Source organism: Mesorhizobium sp. WSM4841 (genome assembly GCF_055811515.1).
Genome location: NZ_JBVVQC010000003.1, coordinates 243,028 through 266,696 on the forward strand (window position 1 = coordinate 243,028; position 23,669 = coordinate 266,696).

Annotated in this window: 17 protein-coding genes and 1 pseudogene; 8 read left to right on the forward strand and 10 right to left on the reverse strand. The window is 62.1% G+C overall.

Translation table 11 applies throughout. The features are described 5' to 3' along the window. The first annotated feature begins 120 nt into the window (after nt 1–120). Nucleotides 121–567: a winged helix-turn-helix transcriptional regulator gene (locus tag AC0L14_RS05055; RefSeq protein ID WP_473748806.1), complete on the forward strand. Its 447-nt coding sequence runs from the start codon at nt 121–123 to the stop codon at nt 565–567. 138 nt (nt 568–705) lie between these two features. On the opposite strand, the gene AC0L14_RS05060 is transcribed toward AC0L14_RS05055, so the two are convergent. The 3 genes from AC0L14_RS05060 to AC0L14_RS05070 all read right to left on the reverse strand — a co-directional run bounded on the left by AC0L14_RS05060 (nt 706) and on the right by AC0L14_RS05070 (nt 4,390). Continuing rightward, complete coding sequence (locus AC0L14_RS05060; protein ID WP_473748807.1) at nt 706–2,085, reverse strand: aspartate aminotransferase family protein; 1,380 nt, start codon at nt 2,083–2,085, stop codon at nt 706–708. A 71-nt stretch (nt 2,086–2,156) separates the two neighbouring features. Beyond that, the gene (locus tag AC0L14_RS05065) at nt 2,157–2,279 is read right to left on the reverse strand and encodes a capsid protein (protein ID WP_095494560.1); all 123 of its coding nucleotides are present in this window, start codon (nt 2,277–2,279) and stop codon (nt 2,157–2,159) included. Nucleotides 2,280–2,326: 47 nt separating this feature from the next. Beyond that, on the reverse strand, nt 2,327–4,390 hold the full coding sequence (locus AC0L14_RS05070; protein WP_473529092.1) for a prolyl oligopeptidase family serine peptidase: 2,064 nt from the start codon (nt 4,388–4,390) through the stop codon (nt 2,327–2,329). Nucleotides 4,391–4,536: 146 nt separating this feature from the next. Here AC0L14_RS05070 and AC0L14_RS05075 point away from each other — a divergent pair, with 146 nt between their 5' ends. Further along, complete coding sequence (locus AC0L14_RS05075) at nt 4,537–5,073, forward strand: hypothetical protein (protein WP_473486580.1); 537 nt, start codon at nt 4,537–4,539, stop codon at nt 5,071–5,073. Between the two features lie 26 nt (nt 5,074–5,099). On the opposite strand, the gene AC0L14_RS05080 is transcribed toward AC0L14_RS05075, so the two are convergent. Together AC0L14_RS05080 and AC0L14_RS05085 are read right to left on the reverse strand one after the other, a co-directional pair. Beyond that, nucleotides 5,100–6,260 carry an MFS transporter gene (locus AC0L14_RS05080; RefSeq protein ID WP_473529093.1) on the reverse strand — a complete coding sequence of 387 codons (1,161 nt, stop codon included), beginning with the start codon at nt 6,258–6,260 and terminating at the stop codon, nt 5,100–5,102. Between the two features lie 126 nt (nt 6,261–6,386). Further along, the gene (locus AC0L14_RS05085) at nt 6,387–8,255 is read right to left on the reverse strand and encodes a phospholipase D-like domain-containing protein (protein ID WP_473748808.1); all 1,869 of its coding nucleotides are present in this window, start codon (nt 8,253–8,255) and stop codon (nt 6,387–6,389) included. A 227-nt stretch (nt 8,256–8,482) separates the two neighbouring features. On the opposite strand from AC0L14_RS05085, the gene AC0L14_RS05090 reads away from it, so the two are divergent. From AC0L14_RS05090 to AC0L14_RS05105, 4 genes are all read left to right on the forward strand, one after another. Beyond that, entirely contained in the window at nt 8,483–10,060 is a 1,578-nt protein-coding gene (locus AC0L14_RS05090; RefSeq protein ID WP_473748869.1) for a trimethylamine methyltransferase family protein, read from the forward strand. A gap of 178 nt (nt 10,061–10,238) precedes the next feature. Then, entirely contained in the window at nt 10,239–12,812 is a 2,574-nt protein-coding gene (locus tag AC0L14_RS05095; protein WP_473748809.1) for a GcvT family protein, read from the forward strand. A 90-nt stretch (nt 12,813–12,902) separates the two neighbouring features. Next, on the forward strand, nt 12,903–14,597 hold the full coding sequence (locus AC0L14_RS05100) for an ArnT family glycosyltransferase (RefSeq protein ID WP_473748810.1): 1,695 nt from the start codon (nt 12,903–12,905) through the stop codon (nt 14,595–14,597). A gap of 25 nt (nt 14,598–14,622) precedes the next feature. Beyond that, nucleotides 14,623–15,942: a M24 family metallopeptidase gene (locus AC0L14_RS05105; RefSeq protein ID WP_473748870.1), complete on the forward strand. Its 1,320-nt coding sequence runs from the start codon at nt 14,623–14,625 to the stop codon at nt 15,940–15,942. Between the two features lie 6 nt (nt 15,943–15,948). Here AC0L14_RS05105 and AC0L14_RS05110 read toward each other — a convergent pair whose 3' ends face one another. Together AC0L14_RS05110 and AC0L14_RS05115 are read right to left on the reverse strand one after the other, a co-directional pair. Next, nucleotides 15,949–16,791: a phosphate/phosphite/phosphonate ABC transporter substrate-binding protein gene (locus tag AC0L14_RS05110; protein WP_473529097.1), complete on the reverse strand. Its 843-nt coding sequence runs from the start codon at nt 16,789–16,791 to the stop codon at nt 15,949–15,951. A 41-nt stretch (nt 16,792–16,832) separates the two neighbouring features. After that, on the reverse strand, nt 16,833–17,834 hold the full coding sequence (locus tag AC0L14_RS05115; protein WP_473486587.1) for a fatty acid desaturase: 1,002 nt from the start codon (nt 17,832–17,834) through the stop codon (nt 16,833–16,835). 238 nt (nt 17,835–18,072) lie between these two features. On the opposite strand from AC0L14_RS05115, the gene AC0L14_RS05120 reads away from it, so the two are divergent. Next, complete coding sequence (locus tag AC0L14_RS05120) at nt 18,073–18,915, forward strand: helix-turn-helix domain-containing protein (protein ID WP_473486588.1); 843 nt, start codon at nt 18,073–18,075, stop codon at nt 18,913–18,915. Nucleotides 18,916–19,004: 89 nt separating this feature from the next. Further along, nucleotides 19,005–20,021 carry a betaine--homocysteine S-methyltransferase gene (bmt, locus tag AC0L14_RS05125; RefSeq protein ID WP_473486589.1) on the forward strand — a complete coding sequence of 339 codons (1,017 nt, stop codon included), beginning with the start codon at nt 19,005–19,007 and terminating at the stop codon, nt 20,019–20,021. A gap of 112 nt (nt 20,022–20,133) precedes the next feature. Here the strand turns inward: bmt and AC0L14_RS05130 are convergent, their stop codons facing one another. The 3 genes and pseudogenes from AC0L14_RS05130 to AC0L14_RS05140 form a co-directional block, all read right to left on the reverse strand. Then, nucleotides 20,134–22,248: a vWA domain-containing protein gene (locus AC0L14_RS05130; protein ID WP_473748811.1), complete on the reverse strand. Its 2,115-nt coding sequence runs from the start codon at nt 22,246–22,248 to the stop codon at nt 20,134–20,136. Nucleotides 22,249–22,250: 2 nt separating this feature from the next. Then, complete coding sequence (locus AC0L14_RS05135; RefSeq protein ID WP_473486632.1) at nt 22,251–22,811, reverse strand: RNA polymerase sigma factor; 561 nt, start codon at nt 22,809–22,811, stop codon at nt 22,251–22,253. Between the two features lie 162 nt (nt 22,812–22,973). Then, a pseudogene (locus AC0L14_RS05140) lies at nt 22,974–23,662 on the reverse strand (hypothetical protein). Nucleotides 23,663–23,669 lie beyond the last annotated feature (7 nt).

Sequence of the window (23,669 nt, forward strand, 5' to 3'; positions counted from 1 at the left end):
TGCGTCGACGTGCCTGTTTGCTGGCCGCCGCCGGCCTTCGCATTCATTTTTTGATGGAACGTCGACGAGCGATCAGATACTATCATTTTAGGAGTAAGTTACTATCACAAAGATATCAACATGAAGGATCTTTCGAACCAACCCTGTCTGATCGCTCGCAGTCTTGCCTTGGTAGGGGATGCATGGAGCATGCTGATCATGCGCGATGCGCATGCCGGGCTCAGTCGTTTCGACGAATTCCGCAAGAGCCTCGGTATAGCCCCGACTATGCTGACCAGCCGGTTGGCAGCCCTGACGGAGGAAGGGCTGCTGGAGAAACGGCGATACTCCGAGCGGCCGCCGCGCGATGAATACGTGTTGACGCAGGCTGGTCAGGATCTGCTTCCAGTGCTGTTCTCACTCGTCGCTTGGGGAGGCAAGCACCGCGGTGGAGGCAATTTCACCCGGTTCTTTGACGCAGAGACAGGATCCGAAATCGACCCGATTAGCATCGACCGTTCGACCGGAGCGCCGATCGGCACCCGTCCCATTCAGATTGTTATGCCCAAGTCCACAACCAACGAGTAAGTAGCGCGGTCTATCGGCCCTTCGGATCACTTGTTGAAGTCGACGAGACACGCCCCGCCGGCACCAGTCGATGTAGACCGGCAGAATGCGGCATTCAAACGCCGGACGTCCGGTTGGACGCCCGGCGATCGTTCTGTCTTATTGCTTGCGCAAATCCGCTTGCGCCAGATCAAGCGCCTTGGCGATACGGCCGCAGGCCATGTCGATCGTCTCACGCGTCCAGATCAACGGCGGCGACAGGATCATCGTGTCGCCGGTGGCGCGCAGCATCATGCCTTGGACAATTGCGTGATCGCGGACAAGCACTGCCGCACTCCCGGCCGGCAGGAAGCGCTCCTTGGTCGCCTTGTTCCTAACGATCTCGATCGCCCCCATCAGCCCGATCGAGCGCACCTCGCCGACCAGATCGTGACCGCCGATGTGCTCCTGCAGCGCCTTGGCGAAATAGGGTCCGGTGTCGTTCTTGACCCGATCGACCAAACCTTCCCGCTCGATGATCTCGAGGTTTTTCAGCGCCACGGCGCAGGCCACGGGGTGGCCGGCATAAGTATAGCCGTGATTGAACTCGCCGCCCTTCTCGACCAGCGTCGCGGCGATGCGGTCGCCGACCAGCAATGCCGACAGCGGCTGATAACCGGAGGTCAGCGCCTTGGCGGTGGTGATCGTATCGGGCTCGATATCGAAGGTCTGAGCCGCGAACCATTCGCCGGTGCGGCCATAGCCGGTGATGACCTCGTCCAGCATCAGGAGGACATCGTATTTGCGGCAGATGCGCTGCACTTCCGGCCAATAGCTCATCGGCGGAATCTTCACGCCGCCTGCCCCCATCACCGGCTCGCCGATGAACGCGGCGACCTTGTCGGCGCCGGCTTCGAGGATGGCGTCCTCGACGGCCTTGGCCGCGCGCAGGCCGAAATCATGGTCGCTTTCGCCGGGCAGAGCCAGCTCGTAGGCATAAGGCATCATCACATGGACGATGTTGGGAACCGCGCCGTTGAGCTGCTTGTGCATCGGCTCCATGCCGCCCAGCGACGCACCGGCGATAGTCGAGCCATGATAGGCTGTCTTGCGCGAGATGATGCGGTTCTTCTCCGGCTTGTCTTCCAATGCCCAATAGTGGCGGACAAGGCGCAGCGCCGTGTCGTTGGCCTCCGAACCGGACGAGCCGAAGAACACCTGGTTGACGTGCCTCGGCGCCAGTTCCGCCAGCTTTTTGGCCAGCAGCACCGGCGTCGGGGTCGAGCATTTGAAGAAGGAGTTGTAGTAAGGCAGTTCCTTCATCTGGGCGTAAGCCGCGTCGGCCAGCTCATCGCGGCCGTAACCGATGTTGACGCACCACAGCCCGGCCATGCCGTCGAGGATTTCCGTCCCTTCGGAATCGTAGATGAACGGACCGTTGGCGCGGGTGATGATGCGTGAGCCGGCCTCTCGCATCTCCTTGTGGTCGGTAAACGGATGAAGGTGATGCGCAGCATCGATCTGCTGAAGCTGCTTCAGCGAATAATTCTGATAGGTCATGTCCGATCTTTCCTCTTGAACCAATCCGGCAATTGCAGATCAATCCAGCAATTGCAGCGGGGGCGGATTCGTCAGAGGAAGGCGGGCGGCGAATAGCCGATGCGGGCGCAAAGCCGCAAAAGCTCGGCGCGAAGCGTGCGCGGCGACGGCGTCACCGCCACCCCAAATGCGCAACATGTCCTCACCCGAGCCATGGGCTTCACCTTAGGCGGTCTGATGCGATCAGTTCAAGCCGTTCAGTTCAAGCCGTTCCGTTCAGCGTCCGTTGTAGGAAGACATACTTCATCGCCGCCTGTGCCGCTTGCGGCCGGCGATCGCCGCGCCCGCCATGGCCGCCCTCGGTCTCTTCGAAGAATAGCGTCTTCGTGTGGCCGACAGCCTGCAGCCGCCCGGCCATCTTGCGCGCATGGCCGGGATGGACCCGGTCGTCGGCGGTCGAGGTGGTCAGCAGCACAGGCGGATAGGCAGCATCGGCCTCGACATGCTGATAAGGCGAGTAAGCGGCAAGCCACTCGGCCTCTTCAGGCTTCGCTGGATCGCCATACTCGGCTATCCAGGATGCCCCAGGCGGCAGCTCGGTATAGCGCAGCATGTCGAGCAGCGGCACGTCGATGATCACCGCACCGAAAAGCTCCGGATGCTGGGTCAGCGAAACGCCGGTCAGCAGGCCGCCATTCGAGCCGCCCTGGATGCCGAGCGTGGCCGGCGTGGCGATGCCGCGTTTCACCAGGTCTTGCGCGACCGCTATAAAATCGTCGAAGGCATTCTGGCGATTGGCCTTGAGCGCGGCCTGGTGCCAGTTCGGGCCGAACTCGCCGCCGCCGCGGATATTGGCCTGCACATAGGCATTGCCTTTTTCCAGCCACAGCCGACCGCGCACGCCGGCATAGCCTGGCAGCAGCGGCACTTCGAAGCCACCATAGCCGTAAAGCAGCGTCGGCACCGGCCCGTTCTGATCGCGCCGCCTGACGACGAAGTAAGGGATCTCTGTGCCGTCTTTCGAGCGTGCCTCGAACTGTTCCGAGACAAGGGACGACGCGTCGAAACGTGCCGGCTGCGCCTTCACCGTCGCAAGCGTCGCAGCATTGTCGTCCGACCAGATGATCGAGCTCGGCGTCAGGAAATCGGTGAAGGAGAAGGAGACGCTGGAGCCGAAACGCTCGGCGTGGCTGATGCCGACATTGCCGTTTTCAGGTAAGGCTACCGGCTCCAGTGACCAGCCGCTGCCGCTGCGATCGCAGGCGACGACCTTGCCGCGCACATTGTCCATCAGATTGATGAACAACCGGTCTTGCGTGCGGGCGACGCCGGCGATCGAAACACGATCCGCCGGTTCGAGCACGGTTTCGACAGGTCCCAGCGCATTGGTTTCGATCCAGCGCGCGAAATCCAGTGAATAGAGGCCGTCGGGTCGGCACAGCGTGCCGTCCGGCGCCGTCCACGGGCTGCGCACCCCGAAGACGAGCTGATTCCTGAACAGCATCGTGTCGGTGACGTCGTCCGGCAGCGGGATGCGCCTGTTTTCGCCGGAAGACAGACGCAGAAAGCTGTGCGAGGCAAAGAAATCGAGCGTCCGGGTCAGGAACAGATGCCGCTTGTCGCCGTCGAATTCGAGGGAACCGCCGGCAGCGAGATCCTGCTTCTGCGCCTCGAAGATCGGCGTCGCATCCTCCAGCCTGGTGCCGCGCTGCCACAGCTTGACCACGCGCGGATAACCGGACTGGGTTTTTTCGTCCTCTTCGAAGGCAGCCGAGACGATGACCGTGTCCTTGTCCAGCCAGTTGAAGCCCGACTTCGAGGCGGGCGCGCGAAAGCCGCCCTCGACAAAGGACTTGGTGTCGATGTCGAATTCGCGCATCTCACTGGCGTCGCCGCCGTCCGGCGACAGGCTGAGCAGGCAGCGGCTGAAGTCGGGGTAAAGCCGGCTGGCGCCGCTGAACACCCATTTCACGCCCTCTTTCGCGGACAGACTGTCGAAGTCGATGATCGTCTCCCAATCCGGCTTCTCGGTCTTGTAGGAAGCGACCGTCGTGCGCCGCCAGAGGCCGAGCACATTGGTCTTGTCCTGCCAGAAATTATAGACGTGGCCGTTGAGCGCGGAGCCGACCGCAATGTTGTCTTCGGCGGTCATCAGGTCGAGTGCGGTTTGGAAGTAGGCCTGGTAGGACGGATCGCCCTGCAATTCACCTGTTGTAGCCTCGTTCTGACGGTGAACCCAGTCGAGCGCTTGCTTGCCTGTCCTGTCCTCCAGCCAGAGAAAGGGATCTTCGTCCGCCGAATTCGGCTGCGTCTTTGTGTTCGACATCGTCAAATGGTCTCCGATAAATTGGTCAAGTTCGGTGCCGCAAACATCGGCATGGCGCTATCAACATTCAATTGGAACACGTAAAATCGACGGATCTCCGCAGTTGCGATAGCCAAGCCTTCAGTGCGGACGGCAAGGGAAACTTCATGCAACGTCTCTACATCGCGACTGAGAGATTTGGCCCTTCCGATGGTACCGAATGGAGGAACTACATCGAGTGGTCAGGCCTCAGCCAGTTGACCGAGGTCGTCACGCTCGACGGAATGCTGTGCCCGTTCGCGCTCCCAGAGACCAAGGAGAGCCACTGGCCGCATATTGTTCAAGAAGACAATATGCTCAATTTCTTCTTGGACCTGGATTTCCTTCTTTCGGAACTGGCCGATACGGGCAACCTCAACATCCTTGGCGTGATCCGGAGGCCAACGGTCGATGTGCGCTCGCTTGATTGGGACGGGTTTGCCTTCATGGGCTACGAGTTGCTGGACAAGGACGTCAGCATCAGCGCATTGACCAATTGCGGCGGATTCCCCGACGTGTTTGCAAATGCAGAACTTTCCAGTGTCGGGCTGATAGATGACTTTGATCGCGCGGCCGAAATTCGGGATTTGCTGCATGAAATGCACCCCGAAGAACATCATGCCGACTGTGACCTCTGGGCTGTTTTCAGACGGCAGGGCAATTAAGCGACTGCACTGCGCCGATAGATGCCTCACGCCGTCCGCCGACGCAAAACCGTGGCAACCGCCAACGCCAGGCAAATCGCGCCAAGCGTGATCGGCAGGCCGTCCGCACCGAGAATATCCATGGCGCCGCCCGCCAGCGGCGGCACGGCGATGCCGCCGACGCCCCACATCAGCGAGAAGGCGGCATTGCCGGCGACCAGCGCCGAGCCGGTGAACCGCTCGCCAAGCTCGATGATCGACATCGTGTAGATGCCGTAGGAGACTGCACCCCAGATAAAGACGCATGGCCAGATCAGCGGCGTCTCGATGAGAACCGGCAGCAGCACGCATCCGAGCAGCGTTAGCGATACACAGATAAATCGGACCAGACGCGCCGTCAGCCGTTCCGCCAGCAGGCCGAGCGGCACCTGCATGGCGATGTTGCCGGCGATCATCATCGACAGCAGCGCCGACATGCGGGTTTCCGCGATGCCATAATGCGCTCCGTAGACCGGCAGCAGCGCCAGCACCGCCTGTTCGAAACCGGCGGCCACGACGACCGCCGACAGCAGCAGCCATGCCATCGGCATGAACCCCATGACCGAAACCCGGTGCCCGGCCTCATCGACCTTCGGCAGCCGTCGCAGCACCAGCGCCAGGCAGGCGCCGCAAAAAACGAATGCGGCGATGCCGACGAGAAACGGCGGCCATCCTTCGGTGCCGACGGCAAGCAGGCACAGCGGGCCGGCGGCGAAGCCAGCCGAAATGACCGTGGAATAGATCCCCATCACGCGGCCGCGGCGCAAGGGTGGCGCCAGCGCGATCACCCAGATCTCGCTCAGCACATAGAGTGGATTGGTCACCACGCCGATCAGGAAGCGCAGCGGAAACCAGAGATAGACATTTTGCGTCCAGCCGATCAGCGCCAGCATGATCGCGGAAAGCGCTGCGCAGGTGAGCGCCGTGCGCCCTGCCCCGAACCGGCGCGCCAGCGCCGGGATGAGCGGCGACGAGACGATAAAGCCGACCGGCGTCATTGCCGCCGAAAGGCCGATCATGGCCGGCGAGACGCCCTGGCGCTGCAGGATGAAGCTCAGCAGCGGATAGCTCAGCCCTTGCGCGATGGCGAACACCGAAACGGTGGCGATCACGCCGGTGATCGCCGCCCACTGCATCGTCTCGCCGCTGTTCTGTTCCGCCAGGTCCATGATCCGCACCAATAAGAACCTGCACGATTAGCGTTTCGGCGCCGTGCCGGGAAGCACCGGCGGCAAGAACCGCTTGCGCCAGCCAGAGCATGACTTGTTCAAGAGTCCCCGGCGCCATTCAGACCACTACGGAAAATACCGGGCAATCGCCCCCTTCCTGCCCTCCGCGTAAGGCTTCAGCCACTTGTCGTCGATGGAGAGCCCATCATTGTCCGACGGTCCTTCTCCAATCGTTCTGCGCCAGGCGCGGAACTTGTAGTGGTCGAACACGTCGAGCATATGCACCGCAAAGGCCGCAGCGAACGTCTTGTCGCCTTCTACAATCACCACGTTCTCGTCGTTTTCATAGGACGCCTTGTAGCCAAGGTTGTGGCTGCCGGCGATGACGGTCGCGTTGTCGGCCATCGGATCGATGATGACGATCTTGTCGTGCACGATCGCATGGCCGACGGTCAACACTTCCGCCTGGAAATCCCGCGCAACGGAGGTCCCCGTCAGGTTGGCCGCCCTGACGATGGAGACGTTCGGCGCCTCCCAGACCTTCTCCGGAAAGACAAATGGCGATTTGCCGTCCTTGTTCGATCTGTTGGTGACTGGATCCCTGGTCGGGGCAACATAGTTGGGCATGGCGGTGTGATCGCTGATTGCGCCTTGCACGATCAGTTTTGGATTCGCCGTCGCCGCCGCGACCGCCTGATCGACGACCGAATTGTTGCCAAGCCGCGAAGGATTGAACACGAGAAAGAGCACCGCCTCCTTCGCCGCCTTGATCCGTGCGAAAACGTCTTCGAGATCGACAGGCCGCACCGAGATGTCCTTTTTGCTGCGGTCGGGATCGTTTGGCGAGAACCAGATCGTGGTCCCATTGACATGGTTCGGTGTGCGATTCTTCAGGCGAAACGGCTTGCCTTGCTTCTGCGCCACACGTCCGGCGGCGCTATCGCTCGCCGGCGGCGGGAACACGTCGGCCTTCATCCGCTCCCAATAGGCATCGAACACTTTGGCCATGGCAGGGTCGTCGCGGATGAAGGCGTTGTTGGACTGTCCGCAAATGCCCGTCGACGTCCAATTGGTGCTGCCAGTCATCACCGCTTGCGGGTTGCCCTGGGCGTCGCGGTAGACGGCAAACTTGTTGTGGCCGATATGGTTGTTGTTGAACAGACGATCGGTCAGCACGACGCCGGCGTCCCGCAGCCGCTTTCTGAAGGGCGCGTTGCCCGCGTCCCACGCCTTCGTTTGTTCATCCCTGCCCGAATTCGAAAGAATGACGTCAACGAGATCCTTGGCGTCGATGATAGCGTCGCACAACTCGTCATCGCCAAGTTCATAGAGGGCAAGCCTGACGGTGCCGCCCTCGGCCTTGGCCCGTTTCATCAGGCTGGTGAGCACATCCGGAACCTCGCCGTGAAGATAGGCGCGCATCTTGCTGCCGGGACGCTGAAGCTCGGCCCTGATCTTATCGCGCTGCCCGACTTTGATGCCGGCATCTTCCAGGGCGCGCGACAACCATTGCGTCGAGAGCACGCCGTTGGTGAAGGCGAGCCTCGCCTTGCCGAACATCGATCCCAGGAAGATGGTCGGGCTGACGGCACCTTGTCCGAGATAGCCGAGCGGCCGAGCCGCTCCGGTATAGGCTTTCTCGGGGCGCACCGGCACCGGATCGAGGCCGGGGCGCATGTCGCCGACCGGACGCACCCGGTAGGCGACCATTTCGCCATCCGGCCTGATTTCGAGGCTGTCGCGGCGCCGCCGCACCGTAAGATCGCGCCAGAACGTCTTCTGCACCGGCCAGACGCCGGTATCCTGCGGAATCCAATCCCTGTTCCGTTGCCCTTTGAAAGGCACCCAGGACGCCAGACAGCGTTCCTCGCCGGTGCCGGGATAGATGCGGACGATTTCGAAGCCGAGACAGCCGTCGATCATTCCGTCAATATCCCAGGCAATGAAGGCGACTTCGTTGTTGGTCGCTGCACGCACGCTGACAACATCCGACACGAAAATAGTCTCCCTCAGCACGGTTTTATTCAATGTACTTACTCAATATGACGTGATCGCAACGTGACATGTTTCACAGTTCGGACACAGACCTGGTTTCGCCCTGGTGCGTCCGGCTGGCGAACGTCCATGTCGCTTCCCTCGTCCTAGTGGTCGCCGCCTCCGCAATGGCGGGACGGCCGGCGGTCCATTATGCCGCCGCACTGTCGCAGCGTACGAGGACTATCATGACCGCCGCCCTTCATCCCGCCGAACCGGCATTGGCAAACGACCGCGCCCGTCGCGGCGGCCGCGCGGGAAAGCGCGCCGGCGGATCGGCGGCGTTCGAGCAGCCGCCTTTCCGTCAGCTGAAAATCCCGCTGACCCCAACCAGGCTGGTTTCCGACGACGAGTTGGAATCGATCCATCTCGCCTCGCTGCGTGTTCTTAGGGAAATCGGCGTCGACGTGCTGCACGACGAGGCAAGGCGCATCATGAAGGCGCATGGCGCGGATGTCCGCGAAGGCAGCGAGCGGGTGCGCTTCGACAGCGACATGATCCTCGAGCTGGTTTCCCACTGCCCGTCGGAATTCATCATCCATGCTCGTAATCCGGCGCACAATGTCCGCTTCGGCGGCGACAACCTGATCATCTCGATGATGGCGTCGGCGCCCAATTGTTCCGACATCGATCGCGGCCGCCGGCCGGGCAACCAGCAGGACTACCGCAACTTCCTCAAGCTTGCGCAGATGCACAACATCCTCAATTGCACGGGCGGTTATCCGGTCGAGCCGATCGATATCCATCCGTCCGTCCGCCACCTCGAATGCATCCGCGATCTGAGCGTGCTCACCGACAAGGTGTTCCACATCTATTCGCTCGGCAAGGAGCGCAATGTCGACGGCATCGAGATCACCAGGATCGCGCGCGGCATCAGCGACGAACAGCTTCTTGAAGAGCCGTCGGTGTTCACCATCATCAACACCAATTCGCCGCTCAAGCTCGACGTGCCGATGATGGAAGGTATCATCCAGATGTCGAGCAAGGGCCAGGTCGTCATCGTGACGCCGTTCACCCTGTCGGGCGCCATGGCGCCGGTGACCATCGCCGGCGCGCTGGTGCAGCAGAATGCCGAAGCGCTGTCCGGCATTGCCTTCGCCCAGATGGTGCGCAAGGGCGCGCCAGTCGGCTATGGCGGCTTCACCTCCAACGTCGACATGAAGTCCGGCGCGCCGGCCTTCGGCACGCCGGAATACATGAAGGCGCAATTGGTCGGCGGCCAACTCGCCCGCCGCTACAACATCCCCTACCGCACCTCCAACACCTGCGCCGCCAACACGGTCGACGCGCAGGCGGCCTATGAAAGCGTGTTCTCGCTGTGGGGCGCCATCCAGGGCGGCGGCAATCTGATGATGCATGCGGCCGGCTGGCTGGAAGGCGGCCTGCGCTGCTCCTACGAGAAGACCATCCTGGACATCGATCTGCTGCAGATGGTGGCCGAGTTCCTGACCCCGCTCGACCTCTCCGAGGAGGCCCTCGGCTTCGACGCCATCCAGTCCGTCGGTCCGGGCGGCCACTTCTTCGGCACCCAGCATACCCAGGACCGCTACAAGACCGCTTTCTATTCGCCTATCATCTCCGACTGGCGCAATTTCGAGACCTGGGCGGAAGCCGGATCGCCGACGGCTATCGAAAAAGCCAACCGGGTGTGGAAGGAGCGGCTGGCTACTTATGAAGAGCCCTACATGGACCCGGCTATCCGCGAGGAGATCAACGCCTTCGTCGACAAACGCCGGTCCGAAGGCGGCGCGCCGACCGATTTTTGACCATCTGTATTGGTTTGATGAACAGTCGACCCCCACTCCGTCGAGCTTCGCTCGACACCTTTCCTCCGTTCGACGGGGTAGAGGAAGGGCGTGAGATTATTCCAGCCGGCGCCCTTCTCCGCTTTGTTTTCAGGCCCCGCTCACTCGATTCAATCTCTTCAAAAACGGAACTATCTTCATGAAATCTCATGCAAAAGCGGTTGTCATCGGCGGCGGCGTCGTCGGCTGCTCGGTGCTCTACCATCTGGCCAAGGCCGGCTGGACCGACATCGTGCTGATCGAGCGTTCGGAGCTCACCTCCGGCTCGTCCTGGCATGCGGCGGGCGGCTTCCATACGCTCAACGGCGATCCCAACGTGGCCAAACTGCAGGCCTATACGGTGCAGCTCTACAAGGAGATCGAAGAGCTTTCCGGCCAGTCGTGTTCGCTGCACCTGACGGGCGGCGTGATGATGGCCGACACACCCGAGCGCATGGATTTTTTGCGCCTTGCCCACGCCAAGGGCCGCTATCTCGGCATGGATACCGAGCTGATCACGCCGTCCGAGGCCAAGGCGATGTTCCCGCTGATGGACGAGACGAATTTCGTCGGCGCCATGTGGGATCCGGTCGAAGGCCATCTCGACCCTTCCGGCACCACCCACGCCTACGCCAAGGCCGCCAGGAAGATCGGCGCCGAGATCGTGCTGCGCAACCGCGTCGTCGAGCTGACGCAGGAGGTCGACGGCACCTGGAACGTCGTTACCGAACAAGGCACGGTCAAGGCTGACCACGTCGTCAACTGCGGCGGCCTGTGGGCGCGCGAGATCGGCCGCATGGTCGGGGTCGAGCTGCCGCTGCTTGCCATGGAGCATATGTACCTTTTGACCGAGCCGATGCCGGAGGTCGAAGAATTCAACAAGTCGACCGGCCGCGAAATGATCGGCGTTATGGACTTCAAGGGCGAGATCTACACCCGCCAGGAACGCAACGGCATCCTGCTCGGCACCTATGAAAAAGCCTGCAAGCCGTGGTCTCCGGTCAACACGCCGTGGGATTTCGGCCACGAATTGCTGCAGCCCGACATCGACCGCATCGCGCCGTCGCTGGAGATCGGCTTCAAGCATTTTCCCGGCATCGAGAAGGCCGGCATCAAGCAGATCATCAACGGTCCCTTCACCTTCGCGCTCGACGGCAATCCGCTGGTTGGCCCGGTGCAGGGCCTGACCAATTTCTGGTGCGCCTGCGCCGTCATGGCCGGTTTCTCGCAGGGCGGCGGCGTCGGGCTGGCATTGTCGAACTGGATGGTCCATGGCGATCCCGGCTTCGACGTTTGGGGCATGGACGTCGCCCGCTTCGGCGAATGGGCGACGCTGCGCTACACCAATGCCAAGGTGCGCGAAAACTATTCGCGCCGCTTTTCCATCCGCTTTCCCAACGAGGAATTGCCGGCCGCCAGACCGGCGCAGACGACGCCGCTCTACGACACGATGCTGGCCAACAATGCCGTAATGGGCGACTCGTGGGGCCTCGAAACCCCGCTCTGGTTCGCGCCGAAAGGCACGGAGCCGAAGGATATCGTTTCGTTCCACCGTTCCAACGATTTCGGGCCGATCGGCGAGGAAGTGCGCACCACCCGCGAGAAGGTCGGCGTCACCGAGATCGCCAACTTCGCCAAATACGAAGTGTCCGGGCCGGGATCGGAAGATTTCCTCAACCGGCTGATGACCAACCGCATGCCGAAGATCGGCCGCATCGTGCTGACCCCGATGCTGAACGAGTTCGGCAGGCTGATCGGCGACTTCACCATCGCCAAGGCTGGTGAAGAGCGCTTCATGATCTGGAGCTCGTCGGCGGCGCAGAAGTATCACATGCGCTGGTTCGAGAAGCACCTGCCGAGGGATGGTAGCGTCCGCATCCACCGCTTCGACCAGACGCTTGTCGGCCTCTCGATCGCCGGGCCGAGATCGCGCGACCTGCTGCAGAAGCTTGTTGACGTGGATGTCTCGACCAAGGCTTTCCGCTTCATGGATTTCCGCGAGATGGCGGTCGGCGGCGCGCCCTGCATGGTCAATCGCATCACCTATACCGGCGATCTCGGCTACGAGATCTGGATGGCGCCGGCCTACCAGCGCCTTGTCTATAAGGCGATCAAGGATGCCGGTGCAGAGTTTGGCCTCGTCGATTTCGGCATGCGCGCCTTGCTCTCGATGCGCCTGGAAAAGAATTTTCCGACCTGGTTTCGCGAGCTGCGCCCGATCTACGGGCCGTTCGAAGGAGCAATGGATCGCTTTATCAAGCTCGAGAAGAACGATTTCATCGGACGCGAAGCGGCGGCCAAGGAACAGGCAGAAGGGCCGAAACTGCGCCGTGTCTCGTTCATCGTAGATGCCGCGGATGCTGACGTGATGGGCGACGAGCCAATCTGGGCCAAGGTCGGCGGCAAGGATTTTGGCACGGTGGAAAAGCCGCATGGCTATGGCGCGCCGCGCTTCGATATATCAGGCAAGGAAGTGCGCGGCTCCATGGCCGCGGAAGGCGCCTCGGCCGTGCGCGGAATTGTCGACGGCGACTGGCGCGTGGTTGGCTGGATCACCTCCGGCGGCTATGCGCATTACGTCCGGAAATCGATGGCGCAAGGCTATGTGCCGGTCGCCTTGGCCGAGAACGAGAGCGCCGGACTGTTCGAGATCGAAATCCTCGGACACCGGCGGCCAGCCCGCATCAATGTCGAGCCGCCCTTCGACCCGAGCGGCGAGAAGATGCGGACCTAGAGCACCGGACCCAAAGGCCAGCCCTCGCGCTTGACCCGGGGGTGGGACCGATTTGGGAAATCCGATGCTAGAACAAAAGAGAGAGCGACGGTGCGATTCGACTTGCCTGCCCGCCGCTCCGGCAGCGATCAGGGCTGCCACATTGTGCGGGGCATGGTCTTCATGCTAGCGGAGCCGGCAGCAACTGGCACGGGCGATGAGAACTCGTTGAAGTATTCGATGAAATGGGACGAATGGCTTGCCGAGAGCAGAATCGGCCCCTTCCCGGCGGCGATTGTCATGGTCGCCGCTTACTTGGCCTTGCAAACCATCATATTGTCCGTTCTGGCCACTTGGGCAGGAACTGGCGTCGGCGTCGATGACGCGGAGCAACTGATTTATCTTCCCTATCTTTGGGCTGGATATGGCGGCTCGCAACCACCTCTCTACACTTGGATCAACTGGCTGGCCGCGCAAATTTTCGGCACCAGTATTTTCACGCTGAAGCTCGTCAAATACTCCGTGCTGTTCCTCGCCGCCTGCAGTGTGTTCGCCGCCATGCGGCAGTTCGGCTACACGAAAGCGACGGCAGCGGCGGCCATGCTGGGACTTTTCACAATCCCGCAAATCGCCTGGGAATCACAGCGCGCCTTGTCGCATTCGGTCGCCGTTGTCGCCTTCTGCGCGCTGCTGCTGCTCGCGATGGCTAATCTGATCGAGCGGCGAAGCGTGATCGCCTATGCGATGTTTGGCTTGGCAACGGCTGCGGCAATTCTTGCCAAATACAACGACGTATTCCTGGTGGTAGCGCTTGTTGCGGCGGTGTTGTCGCTGCGCGAGTTGCGCGGCGCGATCCTCGATCCGAAATTCGCAATCAGCGTTGCGGTAGCGATATTGGTGCTGGCGCCAACCACATATTGGAGCCTCATGCATCCTGCCGATTTGCTGGCGAGAGGCGAGAAGTTCGGAATAGACCTACAGCAGGGGCGCATGACGGCCACGGCCATCGGCGCCGGCAAGTTTATCATGGGGACCTTCAATTTCGCTGTCTTGCCGGCGCTCGTTTCCGCGCTGGCTTTCGCGCTGGTGGGGTTCCGTTTCTCTGAGCGTCCCCCCAAGGCTCCGGCCAGGGAAGTTCTCTTGTGGCGTACCTTGGCGCTCGGCTTGGCCATGCTGGCGATACTTGTGGTGGCCACCGGCGTGACGGAGGTCAAGGCCCGTTGGCTGGTGCCGGTCCTGGTCATCTTGCCACTGGCGACGGCCGCCTACATGGAACGGCTCTCACCACGCGGCAGGGACGCCCAGCTCCTGGTGATCGCGGCCGGAGCGATCATCGCCGTTCTGCTCGCGCCCGCCACTTGGTACTTCCAGATAAACGGGACCAGTGGTCTCTCGCGGATGATCCGGGTGGATTACCCGGCCCTGTATCGCCAGCTGACTGCTGACGGGCCGGTGAAAACCGCAATATCCGACGGTGCATGGGTCGGAAATCTGCGGCTGGTCGACGAAAAATTGGTCGCGCTTAACCAGGAAGTGCCGAATTTCGACAGGCTGGTGCAAGAGCCGGCCGTACTCGTCTGGCTCGACCACGACGATCCGCGGCCGGTCATTCTGGATCAGCTCAAAAAAGCCGGCCATGAGCCGGACGGCCAACCAAGGCAAATCATGGTTCCGCTATTGCCTAGCACCGACAAGTCTGCCCGGCCCGGCGCGTATATAAGATTGAAGAGAGCGGCTGCGGAAAAAGCCACAGCGCCCGAGGAAGGCGTTAGCAAAGGAGCCGAGGGTGGACAGGAACCCGACTGATCGGCCTCCTCGTCACCGCAGGATCATGCCGTTCGAGCCGGACGAAGCAGGCTCCATCGATGCGTTGCGCCTGAAGTCGCGGCGGAAGGCCGCTGAGCTCAACCAGCATGTGCTGGGCTACGGCGCACTGGCGGAAGCCGAGTGGCACGCCGCCGGCATTGCCGCCCCCGACCTGCCCGCCATGCGTCAGTACCGGCTCGACCGCATCCGCGCCGAGCTGAAGCGCCGCGACTATGCGGGGGCCCTGTTCTACGATCCGATCAATATCCGCTACGCGACCGACTCGACCAATATGCAGCTCTGGGTCGCGCACAATCCGACAAGGCATTGTTTCGTTGCCACCGAAGGCCCGGTGGTGCTGTTCGACTATTTTTCCTGCGAGCACCTTTCCGACCACTCCGGCGTGGTCGACGAGGTGCGGCCGGCAGTGTCGTGGATGTATCTCTACAGCGGCGAACTGACCGAGCAAAAGGTCCGCCGCTGGGCGGCCGGCATTGCCGATCTGGTGAGGGAGCATGGCGGCGGTATCAGCCGCATCGCCGTCGATCACATCAATCCCGAGGGCGTCGAAGAGCTCGCCCGCCTCGGCATCTCGATCGGCAATGGCGAAGCGCTGATGGAAAATGCACGTCTGATCAAATCGCCCGACGAAATCCTGGCCATGCGCCGGTCGATCGTCGCTTGCCAGGCGGCAATGGGCGAGATGGAAGCAGCATTGAGGCCAGGCATTTCCGAAAACGAACTGTGGGCCGAACTCCACCGCGGCAACATCGCGCGTGGCGGCGAATGGGTCGAAACCCGGCTCCTGACGTCCGGCCCGCGCACCAATCCCTGGTTCCAGGAATGCTCGTCGCGAACGATCGAAGCCGGCGATCTCGTCGCTTTCGATACCGACCTGATCGGCCCCTACGGTTTCTGCGCCGACCTGTCGCGCACCTGGCTCTGCGGCGACACCGAGCCGTCCAACGAGCAACGCGACCTGTTTCGCATCGCCGCCGACCAGATCGCCCACAACATCCGCCTGATGCAGCCGGGCATATCCTTCCGCGACCTTGTCGAACGCTCGGCGGTGCCGCCCGGAGATTGCTTCCCGGCGCGCTACGGCGTGCTCTATCACGGCGTCGGCCTGGCCGACGAATACCCGACGCTGCCGCATGCGATCGACTGGACTGAAGACACGCCCGACGGCGTGCTCGTGTCAGGCATGGTGCTTTGCGTCGAAAGCTATATCGGCCGGCTTGGCGGACGCGAGGGCGTCAAGATCGAGGAGCAGATCCTGATCACCGAAACCGGCAACGAGCAGCTTTCGACCTATCCGCTCGACGAGCGGCTGCTCGGCGGCTGACTGTTTTTATGCGATCGCCGCGACTGCCTCACGCAGCGCCACCACGATCTTTTCCGGTGTCGCTCTGGCAGTGATGAACGGCAGGCCCTTGCGCCGCCTTGTCCAGCCAACGGCCGCTACCTTCTGTGCCGCAGGCTCGAAGCGCCGCGCCAGCGCCCAGCTCTGGCAGTCGATGGCCGCGACATCGGCCTTGCCCTCGGCAATGGCGACGATCGAGGCGCGGTGGCCACCGCTTTCGCTGCGCTCAGAGAAGATGTTCAGGCTTTCGCCCAGCGCCTCCAGGTCACGCGTCAGCCCGACGAAGCCCGACATCGAATCGGAGTGGTTGAAGGTGAAGCGCATGTTGCGCAGCAGGTCGAGAGAAACAAGAGGGCTGCCGTCATCAGGTGCTCGAACAGACGGCGAGCCGTCCGCGCGCATCACGATGGCGCTCGAATAGAGTTCGCCCTGCCCGCCCTCGTATGCGTCGTAGCTCGGCTGGCCGACCACCTGGACATGCTCCGACAGGCCGAGTTCCATCGGCCCCCAGCAGGTCTGTGCGAACAGCAGCGCCGGATGCAGCCAAAGCCCGTGAAAATCCAGCTCGTCCGGCGGCAGCGTCGCCGGATCGGGCGCGATCACCTTTCCGGCGGCGTCACGGATGCCGCCGTCTACAGGCCACAGATCGGCATTGACGCGAGCGATGGTCTGCGGCGCGTCGATGCCTCTTTGCCGGAAGGCATCACGCAGCCGTGCCCATTGGGCATCGACCTCGCTCCGCATTTCGGGCCAGTCATACATCGGCAAGGCGGCAACGAAATCGCTCGTGCCGGGATTTTGGTCGCTACGCTGAGAAACTGACGAGACCATTGACGCGCACCTGGGCATCGCCGCCGGCGATGCCGCAAAATTCATTCTTTCGGCGGCTCGGCGGGCACCGGCGCACTGCCAAGCCCATTGAGGCTGCGCGCCCTGACGCGCGGCTTGAACGCCCGGCCCGGTTCCGGCGTGCGCCGCAGCACCGGGTGGACGATCGGCTCCTTCGCCTTGAACGCATAAGCCTTGAGCAGCGCGAAATAGTTTGGATAGGCGTAGCCATTGTTCATTCGTAGCCACTCGTCACGGCGCTCGCGAAACAACTTCGGCAGCCGGTACCAAGCCACCGTCGGGCTCTTGTGATGCACGAAATGCAGATTGTTGTTGAGGAACAGCAACGACAGCGGCGAACGCTCGACAATCACCGTTCGGCCTTCCGGATGCTCCGACCATTGATGCTCGGCGAAGGTACGGATCGAGATCAGCGACTGGCCGAGCCACACCGGCACTAGCACGTAGAGCCACAGCGGGATGCCGAAGCCGAACTGCACGACCGGCAGCACCACGGCGAGGCCGATGGCGTGCAGCAGCCATGCCTTGCGGATCACCTTGTCGCCGGCAAGCATCTGCTTGGCATCGTCGATGAAGAAGCCGGTGCACGACAGCCACGGGCCGAGAATAAGGCGGCCGATCATGGTGTTGTTGATTTTCAGCAGGAACTTCATCGCCGGCGGCAATTCGTCATGGTGCCACAGCGCCTTGTAGTAGCTTTCAGGATCGTCAAGCGGATCGGTCAACCGTTCGTCGGCATGGTGGCGCAGATGAATGGTCTTGAACCGGCGGAACGGCCAGACGAGGCCGATCGGCAGGAAGACGATAGCTTCGTTGAGCTGCGCATTGCGGGTCGGATGGCCGTGCAGGACTTCGTGCGCCAGCGAGGATTGCAGCGCAGCCATCAAGGCCAGAACGACGAGCGCCAGCAACGGATAGGACGGCCACAGGAACAGGCCGGCTGCGAGCCATGTGCCGTAACAGAAGAACGCGAGAAACACGGTCGGCCATTCGATGGCCGGTGCATTGCGTCGTCTGTTATTCATGCTCGTCATGGATCGACCACTGCCCTTCCAGTCGCCGGAACCGTTTTTGATTCCTGACAGTATTGTGTCAGGAGCGTTGACATGCTGCAACGCGACAAAGCGCACAAAATGTTGCGATTGCGCATTTTAAGTCGCATATGTTATTTATTGTAAACGAGCTGGCGGATTCATTTACGCCTGAGGTGCCACTTTGGCGAACTCGGCGGAATTTTTTCCTCCCAATGGCCGGAATGACGATATGGACAAACGCGACCTGTCGACGATCTTTCGGGAGCGCCTGAAAATGCTCCTGACACGATCCGACTTGAACCAGTCCGCCTTCGCGACGGCGGTGGGCATCGATCGCTCGGCGCTTTCGCAGCTGCTGTCCGGCGCCTCGACACGCCTTCCCCGCGCCGAAACGCTGCTCAACATCGCCGCCGAATTCAAGGTGTCGCTCGACTGGCTGCTCGGCCTCAGCCAGGACGAAGGCGTCACCGGCGAAATCCGCGAGAGCCTGGAGATCGAGGAAGCGCCCGACGGCTTCGACCGCACGCTGCTGGCCAAATGGCATGCCGAGGCTGCGGGCACGAAGATCCGTTACGTGCCCGCCGGCATTCCCGATCTTCTGCGCACCGAGGCGCTTGTCGACTACGAGGCTGGTATTGCCAACAAGAGCCGCGAGGCGCAGGCCGGTGAGACGCAGTACCGCATCGACTACAACCGGCGGCCGGAAACCGACATGGAAGTCTGCATGCCGCGCCACACGCTGGAGATCTTTGCGCGCGGACTGGGCGTCTGGGACCGTTTCCCTGAGGCCGACCGCCACCAGCAGCTTCTTCACATGGCGACGCTGCTCGACGACCTTTATCCCACCTTCCGCCTGTTTCTCTATGACGGCCGGATGCGCTACTCGATCCCCTACACTATCTTTGGGCCTTATCGCGCCGCCATCTATGTCGGCGACATGTATCTGGTGCTGAACGCGACCCAGCCGGTCCGCACGCTGACCAGCCATTTCGACAATCTGATCCGCGCCGCCGACATCAACGCACATGAGGCGGCCAGCTTCACGCAAAGGCTGGCGGAAATGCGATTTTAACGGCTTGTTTACCACGCCGACATTGACGCCATATAAAGATTTCTTTATATCCTTATCTCGACAAAGAATTCCCGGAAGGCGTATTTCCAATGACCAATCCAATTGACGCGCTGCTTGCCGAAAAGGGCGTTCTGCTTGCCGATGGCGCCACCGGTACCAATCTGTTCGCCATGGGGCTCGAGGCTGGCGAGGCTCCAGAGTTGCTGAACGAGACGGCTCCCGACACCATCACCAGTCTGCACCAGAACTTCGTCGATGCCGGCGCCGACATCATTCTCACCAACTCCTTCGGCGGCACCCGCCACCGGCTGAAGCTGCACCATGCGCAGGACCGCGTGCATGCGCTGAACAAGCGCGCCGCCGAGATCGCCCGCGCTGTCGCCGATAAAGCAGGCCGCAAGGTCATCGTGGCGGGCTCGGTCGGCCCGACCGGCGAGTTGCTGGTGCCGCTCGGCGCGATGACCTATGACGAGGCGGTCGAGGCCTTTGCCGAACAGATCGAGGGCCTGAAGGCCGGCGGCGCCGAAGTCGCCTGGATCGAGACCATGTCGGCGCCGGACGAGATCCGCGCCGCAGCCGAAGCCGCGATCCGCGTCGGCCTGCCCTATACCTATACCGGCTCCTTCGACACCGCCGGCCGCACCATGATGGGGCTGTTGCCGAAGGACATCCATGGCGTCGCCGATGGGCTGCCGCAGGCGCCGCTCGGTGTCGGCGCCAATTGCGGCGTCGGCGCCTCCGACATCCTCGCTTCGCTGCTCGACATGACCGAGGCGAAGCCGGAGGCGACGGTGATCGTCAAGGGCAATTGTGGCATTCCGGAATTTCGCGGCGCAGAAATCCATTATTCCGGCACGCCCGAACTGATGGCCGACTATGTCAGGCTGGCCGTCGATGCCGGCGCCAAAATCGTCGGCGGTTGCTGCGGCACCTCGTTCGCCCACCTCGCCGCCATGCGCAAGGCACTCGACGCGCACACCAGGTCGGATCGCCCGACCGTTGAGAAAATCGTCGAGCGCATCGGCCCGATGCGCAACAAGCAAGCCACAGTCAACACCGTCGAGACCAGCGAAGCCCGCCGCGAGCGCCGGCGTAGCCGCGCCTGACAAATGTTGAAAAAGGCCGGCAAGGTTTTCCTTGCCGGCCTGTCTCACCCGCCCGTGTGTCGGTTTCCCGTATCAGGACGATTCCATCTGAGGAAACCGGCCGTCATCACCATTACCGGTTACCGCCGAGCGCCGAGGCAAGGCGCACCAGCGAGAGGAACTCGGACCGGTACCCAAACGGGTCGGCTCCCCGGGCGGCAGTGGCAATCTCCAGGATCTTGTCGTAGCCGAACTTCGCGGTCGCATCCTCGTCGCGCAGCTTCTGGCCGAAGGCCGCGACGGCAACGGAGAAACGCTGGTCGGTGCTGGCCTGGTCGAAATCAGCCACTTCATTGGCCGATGTGACCGGCGTGGTGATCAGCTTCGAGGCACCCTCATTCGGCAACTTGTAGCGGATCTTCACGAACGCATATTCGTCGGCATTGGCGACGCCGCCATTGTTCACTGCAGCCTGGCCGTAGCGCAGCGGATCGATTTGCTCGCCGCCGTTGCCTTTCGGCGTGATCTCGTAGATCGCAGTGACCGAATGGCCGGAGCCGATCTCGCCGGCATCGACGCGGTCGTTGTTGAAATCCTCGCGGTTCAAGGCGCGGGTCTCGTAGCCGATCAGCCGGTATTCCGAGACTTTTTGCGGGTTGAACTCGACTTGGATCTTCACGTCCTTGGCGATGGTGAACAGCGTCGAAGACGCATCCTCGACCAGCACCTTCTCCGCCTCGGCCAAAGTGTCGATATAGGCGGCGGTGCCGTTGCCGTTCTGGGCGATGGTCTGCATCATCTGATCGTTCAGATTGCCGCGACCGAAACCGAACACCGACAGGAACACGCCGGTCTTACGCTTCTTTTCGATCAATCGCTTCAGATCGTCGTCGTCGGTCTGGCCGACATTGAAGTCGCCGTCCGTGGCCAGCATCACGCGATTGATCCCGTCGTTGACAAAGGATTTCTGCGCCAGCCTGTAGGCTTCCTTGATACCCGCCTCGCCGGCAGTGCTGCCGCCGGGCGCCAACGTGTCGATGGCATTGAGAATCTTGTCCTTCTCCGAAACCTTCGTCGGCTCCAGGACAGTGCCGGCATCGCCCGCATAGGTGACGATCGAAACCGTGTCGTCGGGCTTCAATTTGTTGACCAGAAGCCGGAAGGCGGACTGCAAGAGCGGCAACTTATCCTGCTCGTTCATCGAGCCCGACACGTCGATCAGGAAGACCAGATTGGCCTTGGGCTGCTCGGCCGGCTTCGCGTCGAAACCTTTGATGGCGACATGCATCAGCCTGGTGTGCTCGTTCCACGGCGTCGGCATGACGCTGACGGTCGAGTTGAACGGCGTCGAGGCAACGTCCGGACCTTTCCAGTCATAGGGGAAGTAGTTGATCATCTCCTCGACGCGGACCGTGTCGGCCTGCGGCACAACACCATCCCTGAGCGAACGCCGCACGAAGGAATAGGAGGCAGTGTCGACGTCGATCGAAAAGGTCGACACCGGGTCTTCGAGCGCGGCACGCACCGGATTGCTCTTGAAATCCTCGACGCGGTCGCGGTTTTGCTCCTGCGGCAGCATCTGGTCGGCCGGGGCGGTCGAAGGCTGAGCCATCAACTTGGATTGGGCCACAGTACCGGTCACACGGCCAACCCGCGCGGCGCCATCGGCTGCAGGAGCCGCGGTACTTGAACCGCCAGCCAGCGCCTCGCGAGGCGAGGGCTCGGGCGCATTGCGAGCCACCATATCCTGCTGCACCAGGCCACCCATCGCGTTCGATTCGGGCTTCGGCGGCGATGCCGGCGCAAGCGCCTCGGCTGCGTCGCGGCTTTCGACGTCGGCATCGGCTTTCTTCCGCTTGTCGGCCTCGGCTACGGTGAGCGGCCTCACCGTTGCCGGGCCTTTAGCCACTGGTTTATCGGCCAGCGTTTCACTGATCTTCTCGTCCCCACCGGAATGGAACGGCTGCTCCTGCAGCATATAGATGGTGACGTATCCGGCGATCGGCAGGACGATGAGCCCGGCAATGGCCGGGGTGGCGAGGAGTTTCTTTTGCATGATTTCGCTCCAGAGCTTTTGTGCTCGCTCTGTGAGACGAAGCCCTTTCGCCGATCCTTGGGCGGCAGGTGACGTTTTTTCGTCCAGGTCGTAAGCCCGCATGGCGGCCTCGAAGGCACGCGCCTTCGCGTCGGTGCCCGGTGCCGGTGCTGCGATGTCGCGCAGCCTGTTGAGTTCGTTGTCGTCAACCATGATCACACTTCCCCGGCTGAAAGCATGAGCGTCTTCAGCCGTTTCTTCGCTTCATGGATGTGCCAGGAAACCGTCGACTCCGAGATGCCCATCGCCTCGGAAGCGAGTGCGTGGCTCAGCCCTTCGCCATAGACGAGCAGCACCGCGTCGCGCTGCTTGTCCGGCAGCATCCGCACCGCCGCCCAAAGCGCCTCGGCTGGATCTTCGGGCTCGGCCGGGGCCTCTCCCGAGATCAGCTCATAAGCCCCGTAGGCTTCGGTCTTGATCGTCTCGCGGACGGTTTTTCGCATCATGTCGCGTGCCGCATTCAGCGTCATGGTGTAGAGCCAGGTGGTGAAGGCGCCGCTGCCATGATAGTCGCGGATCGCCCGGCCGAGCCGAACGCAGACTTCCTGGGCGATATCCTCGGCGTCGGCCTTTTTCCCGCACCAGCGATACGCGGCGCGATAGACGAAGTCATAGTGCCTTTCGAGCAATTTGCCGAAAGCCCCCCTGTCTCCGCCCTTCGCCCGACCGATCAGCTCGGCGTCGGAGGCTTCGCTTTCATCCAGCATCAGCGCCATCATTTGCCTGTTGGACGAAGGCTAGCGGCGATTCCTTGGGCAATGGAAAGAATTTTTTTGTCAGCCGTCAGACGACGACCACGGTCGCGCGATATCCACGCAGGCCAACAGGGCAAGTCGCAATGGGGCAACCCCTGCAAATCCGTGCGGCATTCGGCGACGCTACAGGCTCGCGAACGCGGTCATGTGGAAGGCTTGAACCTGTGGTGGATAGCGATAGGCCGCGCCGTAGGGACAGGCGTTGCGGTCGAGACAGCCGCCGGTCCGGCAAGGCGCGCCGTTTGCCCACGCACATGCGCCAGACATGTTCCATGCGCGAAACCATCTGCAGAATAGGCACCGACCGGACAAGATTTCAGGCAAGGTTTGTCGAGACATCCATCGCAAAGGTGAATCACGTCGCGGGCTTCTGGAAGCGCTATTTCGTCCTCGAACAGCAGCGCGCCGCGATAGGCGTGCCAGAGCCCGTATTGCGGATGCATGAGGATGCCGAGCGGCGACGGCCGCAAGCCCTCCGCCCGCATCGCCCATTGCTGGAACGGCAGATACGGCCTGTCGGAGGGCGAAACCGCCCGCGCCCCGAATGTCTTCGCCACCGCGCCGATGACTTCGCGCGACCAGGTGTCGAGCGGATTGGCAACGGTCTGCAATTGACTCTCCCGCCAGCGCAGGAAATGCGGCCATGGCGCGGCGCCCGCCTGCCCGACCAGCAGGACGGATTTGGCGACAGCGCCGGAGAGACCGGAGGGTGTTTCCTCACCGCCTGCAAAATTGAAGCCGCCGCGAAGCATGAGGCCGGAGGCGGAAAGCGCTGCCGCCATATTTTCGATCAGGCTGCGCTCGAGGATCATCCCTTCC